The 22,893-nt window shown below is 69.0% G+C and carries 12 protein-coding genes and 1 pseudogene; 5 read left to right on the top strand and 8 right to left on the bottom strand.

The annotated features are described in order from the left end of the window. Nucleotides 1-121: 121 nt before the first annotated feature. A complete protein-coding gene (locus WMF14_RS44370; protein WP_437796488.1) occupies nucleotides 122-1,105 on the bottom strand; it encodes a hypothetical protein in 984 nt (327 codons plus the stop codon). A gap of 195 nt (nucleotides 1,106-1,300) precedes the next feature. Here WMF14_RS44370 and WMF14_RS44375 point away from each other — a divergent pair, with 195 nt between their 5' ends. From WMF14_RS44375 to WMF14_RS44390, 4 genes are all read left to right on the top strand, one after another. Next, a complete protein-coding gene (locus WMF14_RS44375) occupies nucleotides 1,301-5,557 on the top strand; it encodes a DEAD/DEAH box helicase family protein (RefSeq protein WP_437796490.1) in 4,257 nt (1,418 codons plus the stop codon). 433 nt (nucleotides 5,558-5,990) lie between these two features. Further along, nucleotides 5,991-8,495, top strand: coding sequence for a GH25 family lysozyme (locus WMF14_RS44380; RefSeq protein WP_437796492.1), 2,505 nt, complete (start codon nucleotides 5,991-5,993; stop codon nucleotides 8,493-8,495). 103 nt (nucleotides 8,496-8,598) lie between these two features. After that, nucleotides 8,599-9,498: a M20/M25/M40 family metallo-hydrolase gene (locus tag WMF14_RS44385; RefSeq protein ID WP_437796494.1), complete on the top strand. Its 900-nt coding sequence runs from the start codon at nucleotides 8,599-8,601 to the stop codon at nucleotides 9,496-9,498. A 149-nt stretch (nucleotides 9,499-9,647) separates the two neighbouring features. Then, a complete protein-coding gene (locus WMF14_RS44390; RefSeq protein WP_437796496.1) occupies nucleotides 9,648-10,568 on the top strand; it encodes an SMP-30/gluconolactonase/LRE family protein in 921 nt (306 codons plus the stop codon). Here WMF14_RS44390 and WMF14_RS44395 read toward each other — a convergent pair whose 3' ends face one another. Genes WMF14_RS44395 through WMF14_RS44410 form a run of 4 tightly spaced genes read right to left on the bottom strand, consistent with a single transcriptional unit; the run spans nucleotide 10,569 to nucleotide 15,416 of the window. Next, nucleotides 10,569-11,537, bottom strand: coding sequence for an ABC transporter permease (locus WMF14_RS44395; protein ID WP_437796498.1), 969 nt, complete (start codon nucleotides 11,535-11,537; stop codon nucleotides 10,569-10,571). Between the two features lie 5 nt (nucleotides 11,538-11,542). Continuing rightward, complete coding sequence (locus WMF14_RS44400; RefSeq protein WP_437796500.1) at nucleotides 11,543-12,598, bottom strand: ABC transporter permease; 1,056 nt, start codon at nucleotides 12,596-12,598, stop codon at nucleotides 11,543-11,545. After that, nucleotides 12,595-14,163 carry a sugar ABC transporter ATP-binding protein gene (locus WMF14_RS44405; RefSeq protein WP_437796502.1) on the bottom strand — a complete coding sequence of 523 codons (1,569 nt, stop codon included), beginning with the start codon at nucleotides 14,161-14,163 and terminating at the stop codon, nucleotides 12,595-12,597. Before WMF14_RS44405 ends, WMF14_RS44400 begins: the two co-directional genes overlap by 4 nt. A 56-nt stretch (nucleotides 14,164-14,219) precedes the next feature. Further along, nucleotides 14,220-15,416: a sugar ABC transporter substrate-binding protein gene (locus WMF14_RS44410; protein WP_437331230.1), complete on the bottom strand. Its 1,197-nt coding sequence runs from the start codon at nucleotides 15,414-15,416 to the stop codon at nucleotides 14,220-14,222. A 457-nt stretch (nucleotides 15,417-15,873) separates the two neighbouring features. Between WMF14_RS44410 and WMF14_RS44415 the strand changes: the two are divergent. Then, nucleotides 15,874-16,032: pseudogene (locus tag WMF14_RS44415) on the top strand (SMP-30/gluconolactonase/LRE family protein); the annotation flags it as partial. On the opposite strand, the gene WMF14_RS44420 reads toward WMF14_RS44415, so the two are convergent. The 3 genes from WMF14_RS44420 to WMF14_RS44430 all read right to left on the bottom strand — a co-directional run bounded on the left by WMF14_RS44420 (nucleotide 16,020) and on the right by WMF14_RS44430 (nucleotide 22,886). Further along, complete coding sequence (locus WMF14_RS44420; protein ID WP_437796503.1) at nucleotides 16,020-18,977, bottom strand: sugar-binding protein; 2,958 nt, start codon at nucleotides 18,975-18,977, stop codon at nucleotides 16,020-16,022. The pseudogene WMF14_RS44415 and the gene WMF14_RS44420 overlap by 13 nt on opposite strands. 466 nt (nucleotides 18,978-19,443) lie before the next feature. Beyond that, nucleotides 19,444-21,384, bottom strand: a complete 1,941-nt coding sequence (locus tag WMF14_RS44425; RefSeq protein ID WP_437796505.1) for a YjhG/YagF family D-xylonate dehydratase — start codon at nucleotides 21,382-21,384, stop codon at nucleotides 19,444-19,446. Next, entirely contained in the window at nucleotides 21,381-22,886 is a 1,506-nt protein-coding gene (locus tag WMF14_RS44430) for an aldehyde dehydrogenase (NADP(+)) (protein WP_437796507.1), read from the bottom strand. The genes WMF14_RS44425 and WMF14_RS44430 overlap by 4 nt, the downstream gene beginning before the upstream one ends. Nucleotides 22,887-22,893: the final 7 nt, after the last annotated feature.

Raw genomic sequence — 22,893 nt, forward strand, 5'->3', positions numbered from 1 at the left:
CTTGAAATAGTACTTACACGTGGCGAATGGTGTTCGCCGTCATGCCTTGGGATGGAACTCCTCGGGGAGCTTCCAAACCAACCCGAGCTCCGCCTCTTCAGTCCCCAAGGTCATGTGACATCTACTCGAAGGGGAGGCCGGCACGGGGGGCGAGGATGGCGCCCTCGGCTCGGAGCCGCAGGGAATCGGTGCCGAGGAACACGGCCGCACCATGTGCCTCACAGGCGACGACGAACGCGCAAGCGAATGCGTCCCAGAGGTCGGCCCAGCTTGGATCGCCGGGAATCTTAACCATGGACCGAACGGTGCCGCCTCGACGAAGCTCGGAGGACACGCTCGCCCGCTGGGCTTCGAGGCGCTGCTGCATCTGCTTGGTCGGAGTGCTGGAGGCGCGTCCGAGCTGGTTTCCTGTGAAATCCCAGGTCACGGCGGCCAGACGCTCGAGCAAGGCCCGCGCATCGCCGGCGAGCACGCCGCGTTGACCGTTGGCGCGAGCATAGGTGTCGCTCGGGAACGCCTCGCGGACTCTCACCTCGCCGGCACGCGGCCCCTCGACTTCGAGAGCTCCGTGGCCTCCGTCGACTAAACCCGCGATGCAAAGCGTTGCTATCTGCTCGACGCCAGCCTCAAAGGGCAATACGCCTGCCCGCGCAAGTAGGTCGCGGAGTACGACGAGTCCGACCAGCTTCCAGAAATATCGCTGCTGAAGTGGCGTTTCGCTCTCGGTGGTCGCGAAGTGGCGCATCTGGGCCAGGAACTCCGTGCGGGCAGGGGTCTTGAACGAGTTCACTGCCACCGACTCGGTGTCTCGTTGCTGCTCGCCTGGCCTCGCGAAACCGCAGGGCGCATCCACCGCCGCCCCGTACACACCACCTTTGTCGCACAGGCGGGCCGACCATTGCCGCACCAGCGCTGAGCGATCGAGAATGTTACGCACGCCCAGCTCGACCGCTGGAGTGAGCCAGGTGCTGCGAGCGAGATCCAGGAAGCCTGCCGCGTTGTTCGCCGGCCATCTTGCATCCCCAGGTGCCTCACGAACCTGACCGCGCTCGAACGTCACCGTGACGGTTCCTGTGCCGTCGGATGCGATGAGGCACAGGTTCACGACCTTGCTCCGTGATGAGCCGACGTCGATCCCCAGCCATGCTCCCTTTCGGAAAGTCACGTGCTGTTTATGCTGTGCTTCCGCCGCGACGTCACGCCGCTGCCGGGGTAGCCATGAACGAGCTCCTCGGGAAGTAACACGTGACGGCGACCAGAAGACACCTCGCGCCCGCTCCGAAGTATGATCCCCCGGCCGGTGACTTCCCCGTTCCTTGATGCCCCCGAGTCCGCCTGGGTGGCGAGCAACGCGCTCGCCTTCGCGCTGCGCGACCGCTTCCCGGTCAGCCTCGGCCATACGCTCGTCGTCCCGCGCCGGCTCGTCCCGACGTGGTTCGACGCCACCGCCGAGGAGCGCGTCGCGATCTTCGAGCTGGTCGACATGGTCAAGCGGGACCTCGACGCCGAGCTCCACCCGGACGGCTACAACGTCGGGATCAACGCTGGCGAGGCCGCAGGGCAGACCGTGATGCACCTGCACGTCCACGTGATCCCGCGCTTCCGCGGCGACGTGGACGACCCGCGCGGCGGCGTGCGCCACGTCATCCCGGGCCGGGGGAACTACCTTGCCGGGCGAGCGCCGCCGCTCGCGACCGGCGGCGCCGAGGACCCCTTCTTGCGCCACCTCGCGCCGGTCTTCGCGCGCGCGACCGACATCGCCATCGTCTCGGCCTTCGTCCAGGAGCGCGGCCTCGATGTGCTGGAGAGCCACGTGTTCGCGGCCCTCGCGCGCGGCGCTCGCGTCCGGCTCGTCACCGGCGATTACCTCCACATCACGCAAGCCACGGCCCTCGCCGAGCTGCTCGACTGGGCCGGCGGCAACGCCGCCCTTTCGGGCGCCGAAAGTACTTGGGGCAGCTTCGAGGCGCGCGTGGTCGAGGTCGACACGCTTCCCGGCAAGATCCGCTCGTTCCACCCCAAGTCGTGGCGCTTCGAGGGCCCGGGCTTCGGCGCCGTGTTCGTCGGATCGAGCAACATCTCCCTCGCCGCGCTCGGTCACGGCATTGAGTGGAACCTCCGCGTCGACCGCCAGCGCGATCCGGACGCCTACCGGGCCGCCGCCGACGCCTTCGAGCGCTGGTGGTCCCGCGCCCGGCCGCTCACGGCCGACTGGGTCGAGAGCTACGCCGGACGCGCGCGGCAGGCCACTGTGGGCCTGCCGCCCGGCGAGGAGGACGCCGAGCCCACCGAGCCCCCGCCTCCGCCGCACCCCGTCCAGCGCGAGGCGCTCGCCGCGCTTCACCGGAGCCGCGCCGAGGAGGGGCGGCGTCGCGCGCTCGTGGTGCTCGCCACCGGCCTCGGCAAGACGTACCTCGCCGCGCTCGACGTCGAGGCCTGGGCCGAGCACCACGGCCGCCGTCCGCGCGTCCTCGTGCTCGCCCACCGCGAGGAGCTCCTCGTCCAGGCCGCCCGGACCTTCCGTCGCCTCCTGCGGGGCGGCGCTGCGCGCTTCGGCTGGTGCGCCGGAAGCGCCGGTGAGCTGGCCGGCGATGTGGTCTTCGCCTCGGTGCAGAAGCTGTCCCGTCCCGAGCACCTCGCGCGCCTCGCCCCGGGGAGCTTCGACTACGCCATCGTGGACGAGGTCCATCACGGCACCGCGCCGAGCTACCGCGCCATCCTGGACCGGCTCGATCCGGCCTTCTTGCTCGGCCTGACCGCCACACCCGAGCGCGCCGACGGCGCGGATGTCGTCGGGCTGTTCGACGATCACGTCGCCTACCGGGCGGACATCGGCGCCGGCATCGAGCGGAAGCTGCTCGTCCCCTTTGCATATTTCGGCCTGAGGGACGAGACCGATTACCGCGCTGTCACCTTCCAGAACCGGAGGTTCGATCCAGGAGAGCTGGAGAAGGCCATCGACACGGATCGACGCCTCGAGCAGATGTGGCGCGCATGGCAGGCGCACCCGGGGGAGCGCACGCTCGTGTTCTGCTGCTCGATCCGGCACGCGCACCATGCCTGCGACTTCCTTGCCGCCCGAGGTGTTCGCGTCGCCGCGGTCCATTCCGGTCCGGAATCGGCGCCGCGCGAGGAGGCCCTGGCGGATCTCATCACTGGCGAGCTCGATGCGCTGTGCGCTGTCGATCTCTTCAACGAGGGCATCGATCTGCCGAACGTCGATCGCGTGGTGATGCTCCGTCCCACGGAGTCGCCGGTCGTCTTCTTGCAGCAGCTCGGCCGCGGCCTGCGCGTCGCGGGCGGGAAGGCGCGCCTCACCGTGCTCGACTTCGTGGGCAATCACCGCGTCTTTCTCGACCGAGTGCGGACGCTGGTCTCGCTCGGCTCCGAGCCGTCCGATCTGCGCGACTTCCTCGGCGGCATCCGCACCGCGCGCCTGCCGCCGGGCTGCACGGTGGACCTCGATCTCGAGGCCAAAGAGCTCTTGCTCAGCCTGCTTCCTGCCCGCGGGAAGAGCGAGGCGGAGCGCGCGTACCGCGATCTCCGCGACGCGCGCGGCGAGCGCCCGACGGCCGGCGAGCTGTTCCGGATGGGCTACCGGCCTGCCACGCTGCGGCCAGCCCACCAGGGCTGGTTCGATTTCGTGGCTTCCGAAGGTGATCTCAGCACGCTGGAGCTCGAGGTCCTTCGCGCCGCCGGCGCGTGGCTCCGGGAGCTCGAGGTCACCGCGATGAGCAAGTGTTACAAGATGGTCACGCTCGAAGCGCTTCTCGAGACGGGCGCCCTCTTCGACGGGATCTCGATCGTCGAGCTCGCGCGCAGGAGCCAATCCATTCTCGCCCGCTCTCCGGAGCTCTCCCGCGATCTCGACGGCGTGGCCGAGCTGGGCGGCGGCCGGAGATTCGACGAGCCGCGCTTCGTCAGCTACTGGAAGGAGAACCCCATCGCCGCGTGGACGGGCGCGCGAGGCCGCCGCTGGTTCGCGCTCGACGGGGACCGCTTCGTCTCGAAGCTCTCCTGTCCTCCAGGCGACGAGGAGGCCTTTGCCGCGATGACGCGGGAGCTCGTCGACTACCGGCTCGCCATGTACCGCGCGCGCCACCGCGAGGACGGCTCCGGCGCGTCGTTCTCGGCCAAGGTGCTGTGGAACAAGCGCGACCCCATCCTCAAGCTGCCCTCGCGCGCAGCCCGTCCTGACCGCCCTTCAGGGGACGTCGACGTCCGCCTTCCGGACGGCGAGGTGTGGCGCTTCCGCTTCATGAAGGAGTTCTGCAACGTCGCGCACCGCGTGGGCTCGCAGCGCAACGAACTCCCGGATCTGATGCGCCGCTGGTTCGGCCTCGCCGCCGGCCGCCCCGGAACGGCGTTCCACGTGCGCTTCGTCCGCTCGCCCGATGGGCTATGGGTCGAGCCGGAGAGCCCCGAAGGGATCTCCACGGCGCCGCGCGGCGCGCTCATCGCTTTCCCCGATCTACGCGCGGCGGCCGGCGCCGCGGGCGCGCCGACGGAGCTCTCTCCCGATGCCGAGACGGTGCGGCTCCCGATCGTGGCCGCGCGTGGCGATGGGCTCTTTGCGGTGCGCGCTTCGGGCGACTCGATGGACGGCGGGCAGCGTCCGATCCGCGACGGGGACTGGCTGATCATGAGGTTTGCGCGCGGCGCCTCGTACGGTGCGCTGGACGGTAGGGTGGCGCTGCTTCAGGTACCCGATCGCGATCTGGGGTTTGCCTACCAGATCAAGCGGATCGTGCGCGATCGGTCGGGCTGGCGGCTCCGCTCGGACAATCCAGACGGGCCGTCGTACGAGGCCACGGTCGAGACGGTGCCTATCGCGCTCCTGGTCGAGGTGGTCTGCCCCGAGGACATCGGCCCGAGCGCCGGCGAGCGCTTCGAGGACGACGAGGCCGCAGCCCGCGCGTTCGGGCTGGAGGAGCCGCCGCGGAGCGGCCGTGTCGGCGGTCACCTCTTCTTCTGTCTGGAGACGCCCGGAGCGCTGGTCACGCCCGATCGCATTCGATCGCCGGTGCCAGCCCAGGAGCGCCGTCCTGGGGAGACGGCCTTCGTGCTCGCGCGGCCGCCCGGCGAGCCCGCCTGGCGATACCTTGGCGTGGCCCGTTACCTCGATGAGGAGGGGCTCTGGGCCTGTCCGGGAATCGACCATGCCGCGTACCGCGCCCTGGGATCAGGCCGCGCGGTGTCCCGATCGCTCCCGGCGGGGACCCGCGAGCGCGCGCGGGCACTCGTGGAGGAGCTGCTCCGGCGGCCCGGCGCGGGCGCCTTCGTGGAGCGGGACGGCGGGCGGTGCAGGATCGTCGGCCGGGCCGACGGAGGTGGGCTGCGCATCGACGGTGGCCCGGGCGGCTTCGCGGAGCGGACGGTGTCGCTGACCGATCTCGCGTGGGTGATCGTCGCGCGCGACGACGTCAGGAAAAACGGCGGACTGCTGGACGAACAGCGGGTCAATCGGCTGCGCTATCTCGAGGGGACGCCGCGGGCATCGACGCGGTGGATCGACACGGGATGGGCGCTTGTGCTTGCGACGGCCGGCGAAGGGTGATGGCGGCGTGGAGGGCGGGCTCGCAGCGGCTCGTCGCATTCCCTGGCAGCTCGTCGCAACCCGTGCCGATCGCCATGCCCGGTCCGCAATGCCTGACCTTTCTGCAGCGGCTATTGCAGGACTCCTTCCTTTGAGGCGTGCTATCGCGTTGCCCGCCTTCGCCGCGCCAGTAGCTCCTGCATAATAACGACGTGCGGCCAGCCGGTTCGGCCATCGTGCCGCCCCCGCCATCAGCACAGCCGCCATGACCGCACGGACGTACGCTCCGCAAAGGCGACCTTGCTCGACGGACACGCCGCCCCGCGATAGCAATTGAACTACCCCGGGGGATCACGTCACCCGGGCGGCGCGACATGAGCGTAAGAGCGCGCACGCAGGGCACGGCTCTTGGACACGAGGCCGCGCTCAGCGCGTGCGGGGGAGGTGGGAGCCTATGTTGAGCGGTGCTGATGTCTCGGTCCACCAGGGAATTATCGAGTGGGACGCGTTCGCCTCACGGCTCGATTTCGTCTTCATCCGGGCGACGTACGGGACGGAGGGGGTCGACAGAAAGTTCGCAACCAACCGCGCCGAGGCCGCGCGCTGCGGGCTCCTCCGGGGGTACTATCACTACGCATCGCCGCGCCTCGACGCCGCCGAGCAGGCGCAGAAGCTCTGCAGCGTCGTCGGCGACCTCGAGCCCGGAGAGCTCGACATCGTGCTCGATCTCGAGGAGACGCAGCACGCGGGCAACAACGGCCATGTCTGGACGTCGCAGGACACCCTGGCTCTTCAGGTGTGGACCCGCCGCTTCGTCCAGGAGGTGAAGTCGCGCTACCCGGGCCGCTCGGTCATCCTCTATACCCGCCATGACTTCTGGCACGATTGCCTCGGCGGCAGCTCCGAGTTCGTCGACTGCCCGCTCTGGATCGCGAACTATACCTACGGACTCGACTCGTTGCGGGCGAGGCCCCCGGCCAACCCGAAGGACTGGGCGGACTGGGCGCACAAGAAGCCGCTCAGCGCATGGGACCCCTGGTCCGCGTGGTCGTTCTGGCAGATCACCGCCAGGGCCGTGATGCCGGGCATCCGGACCAACACAGTGGACGCCAACCTGTTCAATGGAACGGTGAGCGAGCTGCGGCGCCTCGCCCGGCTCGAGGCCGGGTCCGTGACGTCCGAGCCGCTGCCCACGGCCGACGCGCTCTGCCAGAAGCTGCTCTCGCAGGCGGACGACAGATACATCTTCGGCCACGAGGTGCGGCTGACCGATCCCAACCCCTCCGCATTCGATTGCTCCGAGCTCATCGAGTGGGGCTGCGCCCAGCTCGCCGTCGAGCCCACGATGCCCGACGGCTCCTGGATGCAGGCGCGCCACGTGAAGGCGGCGCGGCTGCTCATGCCGGTGGACACGGCGATCGCGACCCGCGGCGCCCTGCTGTTCCGCTTCTCGGCGGACCCGTTCGCGGGCGGGCGCCCCGAGCACGCCCACGTGGCCATGAGCCTGGGCGACGGGCGCACCATCGAGGCGCGCGACACCGCGCATGGCGTCGGGGTGTTCCCGGCCCTTGACCGCGGCTGGACGCACGCGGGCCGGATACCGGGCCTCGACTACGGCGCCGCGCCGCCCGGCGGCGGGCTCGCGCGCGGCGCAAAGGGGCCCGAGGTGAAGGCCTGGCAACAGCACCTGTTGATGTGGCGCGCCGGGATCCTGCCGCGGTTCGGCGCGGACGGCGACTTCGGCGAGGAGACCGAGGCGGCCACGCGGATCTTCCAGCAGGAGATGGGGTTGCCCGTGACCGGCGCGGTCGGGCCCGAGACGCGCGACGCCATGCAGCGCGCGCTGCCGCGCCCGCCCTGCGCCCTCGAGCTGCCGCGCGCGCTGGGCCGAGCGCTCCTGGGCGTCGTCGGCCGGGGGGCGGTCGCGGGAGGCGCGGTGCGCGCGGCGGGGCCGCAGGCAGAGCTCCAGGGAGCGGCGGGCGGGTCGACGGCGATGGCGACTCCGGGCTACGACGTGGCCGGCACCCGCAGCTACACGTTCGCGCAGAGCGGCTTCCGGTTCACGGTGACGGCCACCCCCGAGCCGGTCGCGGCGGCCCGGGCGAACGACGCCGGGGGCGCCGTGGCGTTCTTCGCGTCGAGCCAGGCGCAGCCCGCGTCCGCGCAGCTGGCATCCGTGTTCGACGGGACGGGCCTCGACTGGCTGCCGCCGCGCGATCCGGGCGCGCTGACCGGCACGACGTTCTACGAGCAGGTCCGGGGCCTGTCGCTCGCGGCGCGGGAGGAGCTCTTTCTCCAGGAGGTGCTGCGGGGGAACGTGCCCGGCTTCCTGCGCCGCTTCCATCGCGTCACGGTGGAGGCGCCCGCCGGAAAGCGGGGCGTCGCGTACGTGTGCGCCGACTACCTGGCCATCGGCTCGGACACCGATTTCCTGCGCATGCCGCTCACCGGCGTCACCGCCCAGCGCGTCGCGGATGCGTGCGGCTGCGTGCTGCCGACGAAGAAGCTCGTGAAGGACATCTATGCCGCCTCGCGGAAGCAGACGGCCATCCCGTTCGATCCCCAGGACGGCACCCGGGTGGAGCGCTTTCGTGACCACCAGCTGGCCATCGAGCAGCACCGGGTCGGCGAGCTCGGCGAGCTGCTGGCGGGACACAAGAAGGACGTCGTGGTGACGAACCGGTTGCACCACTACGCGCGCCGGCTGGCGATCTACGGCTTCTACAAGGCGGACGGCAAGCCGTGGCAGTCGCTGGACACGTCGCTCCGGCGGCGGCTGCCGCACGAGGACACCTACGTCGACTACAGCCACGGGGTGCGGCTCATCGGCGGCCTGATGGCCCTCGGGTCGGAGCAGCGCTGCGTGGCCGACGTCCTGCTCGACCCGGCGCTGTGCGGCCTCGTGAGCGACGAGGGGATCATCAGCGTTCCGAGGTACGAAGTGCACCCGCTCGGGTGACCCGTGCGGTCGTTTTGCCGCGGCCGAACCCGGGGGGGGTGAGGGGCGAGGGGAGAAGTGAAACTCAGCTACACTCATCCGGTAGCAGGAGGAGACCCCCGCGATGGAGCTGAGACGCACGAAGGCCATGGGCGGTCACGGCAGCCTGATCGACGCGCTCGCGTCGGTCAGCGAGGCGGAGCTGCTCGACGCGGTCGTCGCGCTCGCGAGGCCGCGGCACATGTTCCGCCAGCGCGCGGAGAACCGCCGCGCGGCGCAGCACGTCGCGGCTGCGCTGGAGGATCTGGGCTACGCCGTCGAGATCGAGGGCGAGCTCGGGAACGTGGTCGCGACGCCTCGGGATCCGGTCGATCGCCCGATGATCCTCGTCGGGGCGCACTACGACAGCGTGCCCGACACGCCCGGCGCCGACGACAACGCGAGCGGGATCGCCGCGATGCTCGCCTGCGCGAGGGCGTTCTCGCGCTTCGATCCGGCCCTGCCCGTGGGCTTCGTGGCCTGGAACGGCGAGGAGGACGGGCTGCTCGGCAGCGTCGAGTTCGTGGCGCGGCATCGATCGCAGGGCGGAGGGCCGATCGCCGCCGTGCACGTGCTGGAGATGGTCGGCTACGCGAGCCACGAGCCGGGATCCCAGCGGATGCCGGTCCCGGTCCCCGGCGCGCCGGACGTCGGCGACTTCATCGGGCTGCTCACGAACCAGCGCTCGAACCACCTCGTGGAGCTCGCCGCGAAGCAGGCAGAGGCGATGGTGCCCGAGCTGCCGGTCGTGGGTCTCAAGGTCTACCTCGGCCTCGAGGAATGGCTCCCCGTGCTCCACCGGAGCGATCACTCGCCGTTCTGGAAGGCGAAGATCCCCGCCATGCTCTGGACCGACACGGCGGAGTTCCGCAACCCGAACTACCACCGCCCGACGGACACCCCCGAGACGCTCGACTACGGCTTCATGCGCCGCGTGACGCAGCTCGTCCTCGCGACGGTGATGCGGCAGGCCCGCGCCGGCTGATCCCCCGGCTGTGCAACCATCTTGCTCTCGACGCGAGGAGATACGCGCCGAGCGCGGGCGCCAGGCTGCGCCGGCTGGCGACGAGCGGACACCTCGCGTCCGCTTCGACGTACCATCCGCCGGCCGATGGATTGTAAAAGGAGATCCCGATGGTCATCGAGCTGACCCCGAGCTTCGAGGTGGTCGACGCGCGCTTCCGCAAGCTCGCGCTCCCGCACGTGCACGTCGACAAGCTGTACACGGGCTGCCGCTGGGCGGAGGGGCCGGCGTGGTTCCCAGCGGGGCGCTACCTCGTCTGGTCGGACATCCCGAACGACCGCATGCTGCGCTGGGACGAGACCGACGGCTCGGTCTCGGTGTTCCGCCAGCCCGCGATGAACACCAACGGCCACACGGTCGACCTGCAGGGCCGCCTCGTGTCCTGCGAGCACCGCGGCCGCTGCATCTCGCGCACCGAGCACGACGGCTCGCGCACGGTGCTCGCGTCGCACTTCGAGGGCAAGCGGCTGAACTCGCCGAACGACGTGGTCGTGAAGTCCGACGGCAGCATCTGGTTCAGCGACCCGAGCTACGGCATCGACAGCGACTACGAAGGCGACGCGTCGCCGAGCGAGCAGGGCGCGCAGCGCGTCTATCGCCTCGACCCGGGCTCCGGCGCGCTCACGGTCGTCGCGGACGACTTCGTGCAGCCCAACGGCCTCGCCTTCTCGCCGGACGAGTCGCTGCTGTACATCGCCGACACAGGCGCGACGCACGTGAAGGGCGGCCCGCACCACGTGCGCAAGTTCCGCGTCGACGCGAAGGGCACGCTGACCGGCGGCGAGGTGTTCGCGACCTGCCCGGTCGGCCTGTACGACGGCTTCCGCGTCGACGTGCACGGCAACCTGTGGCTGTCGGCCGGCGACGGCGTGCACTGCCACGCGAGCGACGGCGCGCTCCTCGGAAAGGTGCTGATCCCCGAGACAGTGTCCAACGTCTGCTTCGGCGGCGCCAAGCGCAACCGCCTGTTCATCTGCGGCACGACCTCGCTGTATTCGGTCTACCTGAACACCCGCGGCGCCGGGCGCTAGTCATCGTCCCTCCTGATGTTGCCGGCCGTAGACGAGCAGCATGGCGATGATCACGGCGCCGTAGATGATCTGGCGGCCGGCCTCGGGCATCTGCAGCACGCTGAGCATGCTCTGGAGCAGCACGATCAGGATGGTGCCGAGGACGGTACCGAGGTACGTCCCACGCCCGCCCATGATGTTGGTTCCGCCGATCACCACCGCGGCGATGGCCGGCATGAGGTAGTCGTTGCCCATGGCCTGATAGGCCTTGTGCGAAAAACCCGCCAGCAGCATACCCGTCATGGCGGAGCACACGCCGCACATCACGAAGGCGCCGATCAGCACGAAGTGCGTTCTGACGCCCGAGAGGTAGACGGCCTGCTCCTGGTTGCCCACGGCATAGATGTAGCGACCGAGCGCTGTCTTCTTCAGCACGAAGGTGCCGACGCCGCCGACAAGGATCCAGACGAACAGCGAGTTCGGGATGGAGAGCGTCTTGCCCACGGCCAGGACCTCCATCCACGCCGGCGCCTCGCTGCGCGGAGCGAAGCCGCCGGTGTAGAGCACCATCAGCCCCTGAAGCACGGTGTTCGTGCCCAGCGTGAAGATCATCGAGGGCACGCGCAGGTAGGCGACGCCGAGCCCGTTCAAAAGACCCGCGGCGGCGCCGACGGCCAGGCCGCAGGGCAACGCGGCCCAGCCGCCGAGCCCCGCGGCCAGCATGGCGCTCGAGGTGAGCACCCACGGCAGCGAGAGATCGATGTGACCGAGCAGGATCACGATCATCATGCCCGTGGCGGCCACGCCCAGGAAGGCCGCGATCTGCAGCTGTTGCAGGATGTAGTACGGGCTCAGGAAGCTCAGCGTGCCCTGGGTGATCAGCGTGCCGATCGAGCCGCCCACGAGGACGACGCCGATCGACAGCAGCGTGTACCAGGTCGGCTTGTCGATCTCGCCGAGTCGGCTCTTGAGGGAGAGGGGCTGTTGCATCGAGCTCACCTGAAGACCTGCAGCCGGTTCTTCACGCGGATGACCCAGAGCGCGCCGAGGCAGACGGCCGCGAGCAGGATGAGGCCCTCGAACAGCGGCTGGTAGAGCGGGTTGGCGAGGAGGCCGAGCGCCGAGCCCTCGTCGAAGACGCGGAAGTTGAAGGCGACGGAGCGGAGCACCAGCGCGCCGAAGAGCGAGCCGATGGCGCCGCCGATCCCTCCGTACAGCGAGGTGCCCCCGATCACGACGCTGGCGATGGAGTTCAGCGTGTAGGAGCCGGCCTGTGGGATGTCGGCGTTGCCCGACGTCGTCTGCAGCGCGAGGTAGAGGCCGCCGACGCTGGCGAAGAACCCAGACAGCGTGTACGCGGCCAGCTTGACGCGCTTGATGCGGACGCCCGACATGTACGCCGCCTCCTGCGACGCGCCGACGGCGTAAGCGCCGAGGCCGTAGCGGGTGCGGCGGTAGTAAGTCCAGAGCAGCGCGAGCAGCGCCACCCAGATCGCGGGCGACGGGATCGTGCCGACGAAGCCCAGCGCGCCGTCGAGGGGGGCGGCGCCCGCGGCCTGCAGCAGCTCGTTGAGATCGAAGGTGGCCGCGAACGCCAGATCGCCGTCGACCTGGCCGCCGGGCGTCGGCCTCAGGAACAGCGCGACGCCGAGGAAGATCGTGCCCGAGGCCAGCGTGGCGATGATCGGTTGCAGGCGGCCATAGACGACCAGGCAGCCGTTGAGAAGGCCCGCCGCCATGCCCACGGCCAGACACAGCAGGATGCCCAGGACCATCGTGAGCGCGCTGCCGGCAAGGACGTGTGAGGCCACGCAGTTGACGAGGGTGATCACCGCGCCCACGGACAGATCCAGGCCGCCGGTCAGCACGGGGATCGTCTGGGCCATGGCCGCCGCGACCAGAACGAACGATTCGTTGGCGTTCTGCCCCACCAGCGACGCGCTGAAGCCCTTGGGATGCGACAGCGAGTAGAGTCCGTAGAACAAGATGCACAGACCGACGGCCACGAGGAGGCCCTGGTTCTGGCGCAGGCGGAGCTTCCAGTCCTTCATCGTGCCTCCGATGGCGCGCGTTCGTCGTCGCGCCTCGCGCGCTCAGGCCCGCCGCGCAGACCGAGGGCCAGGTCCAGGATGTTCTTTTCGGTGATGTCGGGCCCCACGAGCTCGCCCTGAACGCGGTTCCGGTAGAGGACCAGCACGCGGTCACAGCAGCCGATCAGCTCGTCGTAGTCCGTTGTGTAGAAGAGGATGGACGTGCCGGCGTCCGCCAGCTCGCGGAGCAGCTGGTAGATCTCCTGCTTCGTGCCGACGTCGATGCCGCGGGTGGGATCGTTGAGCATCAGCAGCCGCGGCTCCGTCATCAGCCACTTGGCCAGCACGACCTTCTGCTGGTTGCCCCCGGACAGCGACGACACAGGGTGGTCGAGCGAGCCGATCTTGATCTGGATGCGGCGCACCATCTCGTCGACGCGCGCGGCCTCGCGCCGGCGGTCGATCACCAGGCCGCTCGTGAGCTTGTCGAGCGACGCCAGCGACAGGTTCGCGGCGATGGCCATCGGCAGCATCAGGCCTTCGGTCTTCCTGTCTTCGGGCACGAGGGCGATGCCGTGCGCGCGGTCCTTGGCCTGGCGCGGGCTCGTCAGCTTGACCGGCTTGCCGTCGATCTTGATCTCGCCGCGAACATCCTTGAGCACACCGAACAAGCTGAGCAACAGCTCGCGCTGGCCCTGGCCGTCGAGCCCGCCGATGCCGAGGATCTCGCCCTTGCCGAGCTTGAACGACACGTCCTCGAGCTGCCGCTCCCAGCTCAGGCCGCTCACCTCGAGCAGCGTCGCCGGGAAGCTGCGGGCCGCCGGCTTCGGCGGGAAGACGTGGCCCATGTCACGGCCGATCATGAGCTCCACGATCTGGTCGTCGCTGCGCTTGCCCTTGGCGAAGGTCTCGATGTGTCGGCCGTTGCGGAAGACGGACATCACGTCCGCGAGCTCCTTGATCTCGTGCATGCGGTGCGAGATGTAGAGCATGCCGACGCCCTGAGCCTTGAGCTCGGCCAGGAGGTCGTAGACCTTCTTGACGTCGCTGTTGGTCAGCGCGGAGGTGGCCTCGTCCAGGATCAGCAGCCGCGGGTCCTTGCCGAGCGCCTTCGCGATCTCGACCATCTGGCGGCGCGAGAGCGGCAGGTCGCTCACCCAGGCGTTCGGGTTCACGCCCTCGCAGCCGACGCGCGCCAGGAGCTCCTCGGCCCTGCGGACCTGCGCCTTGCGATCGAAGAGCCCCAGGCGGTTCGTCGGCATGGAGATGCCGATGTTCTCGGCCACCGTCAGCGTCGGCATCAGGGACAGCTCCTGAAAGACGCAGACGATGCCGGCGGCGTTCGCCTCGATCGGGTGGTCGAACCGGACCGGCTTGCCGTGGAGCAAGAGCTCCCCGGCGCTCGGCTTGACCACGCCGCCGATGATCTTGATCAGGGTGCTCTTGCCCGCGCCGTTCTCGCCGAGGATCGCGTGCACCTTCCCCGCCTCGCAGGCGAAGTCGACGCCGCTCAGGGCGGTGACTCCGCCGTAATGCTTGGAGACGGCCCGGAGCTCGAGAAGCGGAGGGCTCACAGGTTCGGTCATGATGCTGGGGGGCCCGCGGGGCGCTACTTCATGTCTGCTTGACGTTTACTCGACGTCTACTTCACGTCGGATTCCGACTCGTTCATGATCTTCACGCCCGAGATGTTGACCCCGCAGGGCGGGAACTCGTTGGGCGTGAAGAAGTTGTCGGAGAGCTGGGAGAAGAAGCTCTCGCCGTCCTTCAGCGTGGTGTGATCGGCGGCGGGGATCGGCACGGAGATCATCTGCGGCATCACCTTGCCCTGCAGGCCCTCGAGCGCCGCCTTCATCGCGATGGCCGCGAGCCCCGGCGACTGGCCGAGCGACAGGCCCTTCATGCCCTGTTCGTGGTGCTTCGCGATCAGCTTGCGCACGCCGTTCTCGGCCTCCGTGGCGACCGGGATCGGCTTGTGTCCGGCGTCGAGCAGCGCGCGGACGGCGCCCGTCGAGCCGCCCTGCGCGAAGAGCGCGTCGAACTGGCGGTGCACGGCCAGCGCGTCGGCCACCGCCTTCTGCGCCTTGCCGTCGTCCCAGCTGCCCACCACCTCCACGATGGTGTAGCTCTTCCCCGGCGCTTCCATGACCTGGCGGAAGCCGACGTGGCGGTCGCGATCGACGGAGTTGCCCTGCAGGCCGCGGACCTCGAGCACCTTGCCCTTGCCGCCGAGCTGCTTGTCGAGGAACTCGCCCCACTGGCGCCCCATCGCCAGCTGGTCCTCGTTGACCTGCATCACCTTGTCCGTGTCGAGCACGTTGTCGAACGGAACCAGGATGACGTCCTTCTTGTCGGCGAGCCGGATCACGCGATCGAAGCCGTCGGGGCTGACGGCGAGCGTGACGATGCCGTCGAAGCCCTGGTTGATGAAGTCCTCGATCGCGCCGAGCTGGGCCGCGACGTCGGTGCCGGTCGACACCACCTTGAACTCCTTGATCAGCGGCGCGATGGCCGGGTCCTTGGCGAAGGCCTTGGCCGTCTTGACCATCTGGATGCGCCAGGCGTTACCGACGTAGCCGTTGACGAGCGCGAGGCGGAACGGCGGCTTTCGCGCCGTCCACTGCAGATACTTGGTGTCCTGCTTCCACGGCGCGAAGCACTCGGGGTTATAGCCGGGCCCTGGAACGATCTTGGGCCCGTGCCCGCTCGGCGCCTGCTCGGCCGCGGCGCTGGCGGAGCCTCCTGAGGCCACGGCGCTGGCAGAGCCGCCTGCGGCCGGAGCGCTGTCGGGCTTGTCTTTGCAGGCAGAGAGACCCCAGAGCCCGAGCGCACAGCTCAACACCGCCATTGCGCGCCGCGCCGATCCACGTGACTTCAACTGGCCAATCGACATCGTGCCGCTACCTTTCGAGCAAAGAGACGTGGTCGGATGGAGATCTCTACGGCCCATCACACGTCGTCACGTTCTCGCCCTCACGAACCACGAGGGCAATGTCTGTGTGCCGCCGCATGCTCACGGCAAAAGCACTGGGGTACAAACGATCCGCATCTGGCGAGCGACGGTGTCGCGCGTCATTCGCGGGGCACCACGCGGATTTCGCGGGTGCCCTCAAAATTCAATGACGTGTTCGGCGACGCTCGTGGGGCCTACCACGAGAGATCTTCTGGTTTCTGGGCCTAGGAAATCGAAACGCGATCCGGAAGTCAAGATCCTCGTTGTGACCGTTCTCATCGTACAGCCACGCTGCACGCGATGGTTGATCTATGAAACGTCACGTGCTCCGTTTTCCTCCTGCTGGCGGGACATCCCGAACGACCGCATGCTGCGCTGGGACGACACCGACGGCTCGGTCTCGGTGCTCCGCCAGCCCGCGATGAACGCCAACGGCCACACGGTCGACCTGCAGGGCCGCCTCGTCTCCTGCGAGCGCCGCGGCCGCCGCTACAAGACAACCCCCACGGCGTCCACGACCAAGGTACCGCCCAGCACTTTGACCTGGACCGTGTGTGCGCCACGATCGAGCCCGCGGAGCGAAAATGTCTGGTAAAGCTCCTTGGAGGCCGTCGCGCTGGCCGAAGGATTGACGACGCGTCCGTCCACCGTGACCTCCAGCCTCGCCGAACCATCGTTCGGACCCAGGATGTCCAGTCCAGTCCCCGTGAATGTGTATTTCAGCGTGGAGCCCGTCCCTCGGCTCGTGGAAAGGGAACGCTGGTAATTGTACATGCCTTTGCCGTTTTCATGAGCCCACGCGCCACCGTACACCAGCTTCGGAGCCGGCGACGAAGCCAGGTCGTTCATCTCCAGATCGTCAAGCAGCTCGGAGTAGTACGGGGCATGACCATCGACCGTCTCCACCTTCAGGTTGTCGAAGCGGGTGAAGTAATAGCCGCTGGCCAGATCGACGCGACCGGAGAGCCTGGGACGGGAGTCGGTGTAGGTGGCAAGCATCACACCATCCAGAAAAGCAGTCACTCTGTCCTCCACGACCTGAATGGCGATGTTGTGCCATGCGTCGTAAGCGACATTGAACCCATCGATCGTCACGCCGCCGGCGCCGCTGGCCGCATTCCCGCTGGCCACGGACATGCCGTCGACCAGCAGCTGCCAGCCGCCGTCGAACCAGAACTTCAGAAAATAAGGAGTGCCGTTCATGTAGTGGGAGCTGCCGCCGCCCTGCTGCCGGGCTCCGATGGCGGCGTAGTTGTTGCCGCTCTGGGTGCTGCTGTTCTCGAATGAGACGTCGACGCTGGCCTTGTAATCGAGCCACCGGTTGTCTCCAATGCCGGTGATCGGATTGCCCTCGTTCCATGTGCCTCCGAGCCCCATGGTCGGTCGATCTACCTGTTGTCGCAGAATGTAGTTGCTGGAGCCGCTCGGGAGATACGCTTCGAACGCGCCGTTGCGATCGCAGGCATAGCGGGGGATTGCGCTCTGTGGGCCGCCGCGGGAGGTTATATAGCTCTCGGTCCCCGTGATCTGGCCGCCTGACCCGATCACCGGGACGGTCCTGGCGGAGTAGTCGAAGCCGTCGGCGTACAGAACCTTGTCCGACGTATTTCGACCGGAGCCGCTCGCGTCGGTGTCGAGTACGGTGCGCGCGCCCTCTACCGGCAACGGTTGATTGTATTCTGCGTTTCCGCTGTTCTCCAGCGTGGTGGCAGTCAAAATCGAATACGGATCGACTTTGATGGTGTAAATGCCGCTGTCGTCGGCGGACACGTTACAGCGGTATTTCATGTAGTTGCTGTTGAAGGCTGCCCCGGGGTCGGCTGCGCGCGTCTCCCACAGCTCCAGGGGAGGGTTGCCCGTGTAACCCATGTGGACCGCCTGGAGCTTGTAGGTCTGCGCGCGCTCGCTGTCGTTCACGAAGACAGTCGAGAAATTGCGCTTGTCGGGGGCGGCGAGCGTCATGTAACTGGGGGTGCCGTTGCGCCCGTTGACAGGGTTCGTGCCGGTCGCGCCGGTGTCGCTGGATTGAGGTACCACCCTCCAGATCCCCGCGGTGCTGTCCCGGCTTTCCCAGCCAGCCTTCGCAAACCAACTGAAATGCCTCAGGATGTCCAGGCCTGCATCATAGTGAATCCAGCCCGACCATGGGTCGCGTGCGCTGATCAATTCCTTGAAGGAATATTGTCCACCTTCGTAGAAGGAGCCAATGGCTGGCTGGTAGATGAAGTGAGTTCGGCGGGAGTTGACGAATCCCTTGATGATGGTGTTGCCCATCTCCAGCGGGCCGTTGATGCCGCCGATGCCGGTGCCTGCCACCGCGGGATCCTTCATGTTGTTGTTGGGACGGAAGGCCGTGTTGCCGAATGTAGCCTGCGCCTCGCTGTTCCAGATCTCTTTGTCGTATTGCTCCGCCAGCTTCTTGAAATTGCCTCCGCCGTCGTCGTCGGTGTTGTAATGGTATCCCGCGACCGACACGGCGTCCCGCAGGGCGCCGTCGCTCACCATGCTGCCGCCGAACGAGCCGATCCCGGCTTCGTCGGAGATCACGACCTCGATGCTGTTGTACAGCGCTCGCTCGGTTGCGTCGTTGAAGCCTGCGGCGTCCGCCTTGACCCGAGCGGCATATTGCTTGGTCCATGTCAAGTCCGGCGAACGTTCGTTGAGGCCGGGGTTGACGTAGTCGACCATATAACCGTAGGTGCGATACGCCGCTAGAATGGTGTTCTTGTACCAGCTGTACACCTTGTCGTTGTTGTTTGCCCAGCCGGGAGCGTTCCAGCGCAGGATGCTCACCTTGAGGTCGGGGTTGACCTTCTTGGCGTCGGCAGCGAGCTGGAAGCCGGGGCTCCGCCTGACGTTTGCCGCTTCACTTGCCAGCCGCATCGTGGCCGGGTCCGGGCCGGTGGAGTTGTTTCGGTCGTTGCCCATTTCGATCTTGACGTGCGTGACGATGGGCCTCGTCCCGCCGAACAGGACCTTGAGCAACTCCGCGTATCGCTCGGGGTGCTCGGACTTGTAATCCATCAAAAGCTCGCTGGTGCCGTTCGCGCTGAGCACACCGAAGCCTTTGAATGTGAGGCCGTTGACGTTGCCGCTCTGGATGTCGTTGCCGTCCAGCGAAATACTGGTCGCCGAACCGACGCCTGTGAGCTCTTCGCATGCGACGGGAGAGATGGGAGAGATTGCCCCACCCGAACCGGCCTGACCCCCGCCGTCGGAGGCGCCGCCGCCGCCGGTGGCGCCGGTATCTCCCGAGCCGGAGGTTCCGTCTGCGCCTCCCGAGCCGGAGGTTCCGTCTGCGCCTCCCGAGCCGGTGCCTCCACCCACGGCTTCGCCGCCCCCGCTGGCCTCACCGCCTGTGCCAGCGCCCGGCGATGAATTGTTGCCGCAGGCCGGCGAGAGCGCCATGAGGCAAAGAACCAGGGAGGATACGGCCTGCTTGGTCATCGTGTTCTTCTCTTCTTGGGCGTTCTACGAGCGCGCGGGAAGAGCGGTGCCCCCGTCCTCTCGTCGCGCATCGCAGCGTGAATCGAAGTCAATCCAGCGCCGCCCCCGGTCACGCCAGCGCGGAGCGCCACCTTCAGGCAGACGCTGGCGAATTCACGGAGTCGGTGCCGAGAACGAACGGGTGACGCAGGTCTCGATGTTCGCGACGACCCATGCGTGGCAAAGCCAAAGGATACCGAACTGGCCGATTGTGAACGCTCACATGGCCAGCGTCAATCCCAATTGATCGGCCCGCGGTGTCCTCCAGCCCGAGGGCGGAGCCGCGTGGCCTGATCGTCAAAACGACACGCCGGCGCCGAGGTGGAGCATCCAGGGGATCGCGGGCACCTCGTGGACGAGCCGCGCGGGGCTCTCGAACACGAACGAGCGGGGCGTGCGAAACGAAGCGCTTGCCTCGGTGTGCGCGTCAGGAGCTCCGCTCCGCGGCGATGGCGCGACCGAGGAGCCCGATGATGCGCTCCGCATCATAGACGCAACCACCCCAGCTGCCGCCGCTGGCATCCTGAAGCGCAGCCCACAACCGCGTATCCGGGTTGACTCGGCCGTCCGGTTGAAGGGCTGGATTGGGCGCACGGGCGGCAAGGCTGCCTGCATCCACGCCCACGACGTCCACCGTCCCCTCCAGCGTGCGCGTGTCGATCCGCAGCCGGATGCGCTCGCCGTCGCGCACGCGGCCGATGGGTCCACCCGCCCACGCCTCCGGGCTGACGTGGCCGATGCACGCCCCGGTGGACACGCCGGAGAAACGACCGTCCGTGACCAGGGCGATACGGTGCCCATCCTTCACGTGCTTGAGGGCAGAGGTGATCTGGTACGTCTCCGGCATCCCGATACCGGGGCCGATGCCGATCAGCACCATGACGTCACCCGGTTGCACGGCGCCCGTCTTGATCGCCTCGATCGCGGCGTCCTCGCTGCCGAACACGCGCGCAGGCCCTTCGTGCAGATAAACGCCGTCCGGTCCGATCACCTGGGGGGCAATCGCGGTGCTCTTCACGAGCGCTCCCTCGGGCGCGAGGTTGCCGCGCAAGAAGGTCACCGTGCTGGTGAGGCCGCGCTCGCGTGCCTTCCCGGCGGACATGATCACGTCGTCCGGGTCGATGCCGTCCAGCTGCCGTAGCTTGTCGCGCAGGCGCCGGCGCCGCTCGCTGTGCTCCCACCACTCGAGGTTCTCGCCGAGGGGAAGGCCGCTGACGGTGCGCGCGCCGAGCCGCAGCAGGCCGAGCTCGCGCAGATGGAGCATGACCTCCGGGACGCCTCCCGCGAGGAAGACCTGAACCGTGGCGTGGTGTTTCGGCCCGTTGGGCAACACGTCCACGAGGCGCGGAACGAGGGCGTTGATGCGCGCCCAGTCGTCCACCGTGGGGCGCCGGAGCCCGGCCGCGTGGGCGATCGCCGGCACATGGAGCACCAGGTTGGTCGACCCGCCGACGGCGGCGTGCAGCACCATGGCGTTGTGGACCGAGTCGTCGGTGACGATGTCCCGCGTGGTCACCCCACGTCGCTCGAGGGCCATGAGCGCGTGCGCGGAGCGGCGGGCGAGGTCGCGCCAGATCTCGGCGCCCGACGGGCTGAGCGCGCCGTGCGGGAGGGCGAGGCCGAGCGCCTCCGCCACCACCTGGCTCGTCGCGGCCGTGCCCATGAACTGGCAGCCGCCGCCGGGGGAACCGCAGGCGCGGCAGCCCATCTCGGCGGCGTAGTCGAGGCTCACCTCGCCGCGCGCGTAACGCGCCGCGAGGGTCTGGACCTTGGCTGTGTCCTCGGCCTCCTCCGCGAGGAGCGTGACGCCTCCCGGCACGAGCACCGTGGGGAGGTCGGGGGTGCCGGCGAGCGCCATCAACATGGCCGGCAGGCCCTTGTCGCAGGTGGCGACGCCGAGCACGCCGCGGCGGGTGGGCAGCGAGCGTATCAGCCGTCGAAAGACGATGGCGGCGTCGTTGCGGTAAGCGAGGCTGTCGAGCATGCCGACGGTGCCATTGGTCCGCCCGTCGCACGGATCGCTGACGTAGCCGGCGAACGGGATGGCCCCGCCGGCCGTGAACGTGCGGGCTGCCTCCTCCATGAGCAGCCCGACCTCCCAGTGCCCCGTGTGGTACCCGAGCGCGATCGGCGTGCCGTCGGGCGCGCGGATCCCCCCCTGCGTGCTGAGCACGAGGAACTGCTTCCCTCGCAGGCGCGCAGGATCCCACCCCATCCCGGCATTCTGAGTCCAGCCGAACAGCTCGCCGCTGGACATGGCGCGCAGCTGCTCGGCCCCGAGCGGGAGGCGCCCCGACGGTCCGGGCGCGGTGGTGCGCAGCGTGTAGATCGCCTCGCTGCCGGACTCGAATACCGGGTCGTGGCTCATGCGCGGGGTGCGATGGGGTCGCGGGTGGCTCGGCCGTCGACGAGACGTGAGATCCCGAGCGGGTTCTCGTCGCGCAGCTCCAGCGGGAGCAGCGCTGGCGGACACGACTGGTAGCAAACGGGGCGCGCGAAGCGGAGGATGGCCGCGGTCCCAACCGACGTGAAGCGCACGTCGCTGCTCGCCGGATACGGCCCGCCGTGGTGCATGGCGGGCGACACCTCCACGCCCGTCGGGTAGCCGTTGAAGAGGAGGCGGCCCGCGACGCGGCCGAGGACATCGACGAGGTCCTGGGCGGCGGCGAGATCGTCGGCGGTCCCGTGCAGCGTGGCGGTGAGCTGGCCGTCGAGCGCGCCGAGGAGCCGAAGCAACTCTCCGCGGTCCGAAGCGGTGACGAGCAGCGTGTACGGTCCGAAGATCTCGTGCGCGAGGTGCGGCTCCCGCGCGAAGTCGGCGGCGGAGACGCGAGCGACGCGCGCGCCGGCGTCGGTCAGCCACTCCACGCCTCTCAGCTCCCGCACGGAGCGGTCGAACGACTCCTGGATACCGGCGTGCAGCATCACACCAGGCTTGATGGCGCGGGCTCGGTCGGCGACCGATCGCGCGAACGCGTCCCACTCAGGGGAGGCCAGCCCCAGGACGAGGCCGGGCTTGGTGCAGAACTGGCCGACGCCGAGCGTGCACGAGTTGATCAGCCCTTCGGCGATCGCGTCGCGGCGCTCGCGCAGCGCGCCGGGCAGCACGACCAGCGGGTTGACGCTGCTCATCTCGGCAAAGACGGGGATGGGCCGCGGGCGGGCGGCGGCGGCGTCGCAGAGGGCGCGGCCCGCGCGGCTGGACCCGGTGAAGCCCACCGCCTGGATGGCCTCGTGGCGCACCAGCGCGAGCGAGACCTCGGGCGAGGCGCCGTGCACCATGCCGAACACGCCCGCGGGCAGGCCCGCCTTCTGAACGGCGGAGCGCAGGGCCGAGGCCGCGAGGTCGGAGGTACCAGGGTGCGCCGGGTGGGCCTTGACCACGACCGGGTTGCCCGCGGCGAGGGCGGAGGCGGTGTCGCCGCCGGCAACGGAGAACGCGAGGGGGAAATTGCTCGCGCCGAAGACGGCGACCGGACCGATCGGCCGCAGCACGCGCCGCACGTCGGGGCGCGGGAGCGGCTTGCGGTCGGGCAGCGCGGGATCGATCCGGGCATCGACCCAGGAGCCCTCGCGCACGACGGCGGCGAAGAGGCGCAGCTGGCCGGTGGTGCGGGCGCGTTCGCCTTCGAGGCGGGCGACGGGCAGCCCGGTTTCCCGGTGCGCTGTCTGGATCAGGGGGTCGCCGAGCGCCATGATCTCGTCGGCGGCCGTCTCCAGGAGCCGGGCGCGCATCTCCGGCGCGAGGCCGGCGAAGGCGGGCGCCGCAGCGGCGGCGGCGCGGGCGGCGGCGTCGATCTCGGCGGCGGTTGCGTCACGGTAGGTGCCGAGCGCTTCCCCGGTGGCGGCGTCGTGGGCGAGGAATTCCATGGGGTGC

The organism is Sorangium sp. So ce693, from assembly GCF_051521375.1.
Taxonomy (GTDB): Bacteria; Myxococcota_A; Polyangia; order Polyangiales; family Polyangiaceae; genus Sorangium; species Sorangium atrum.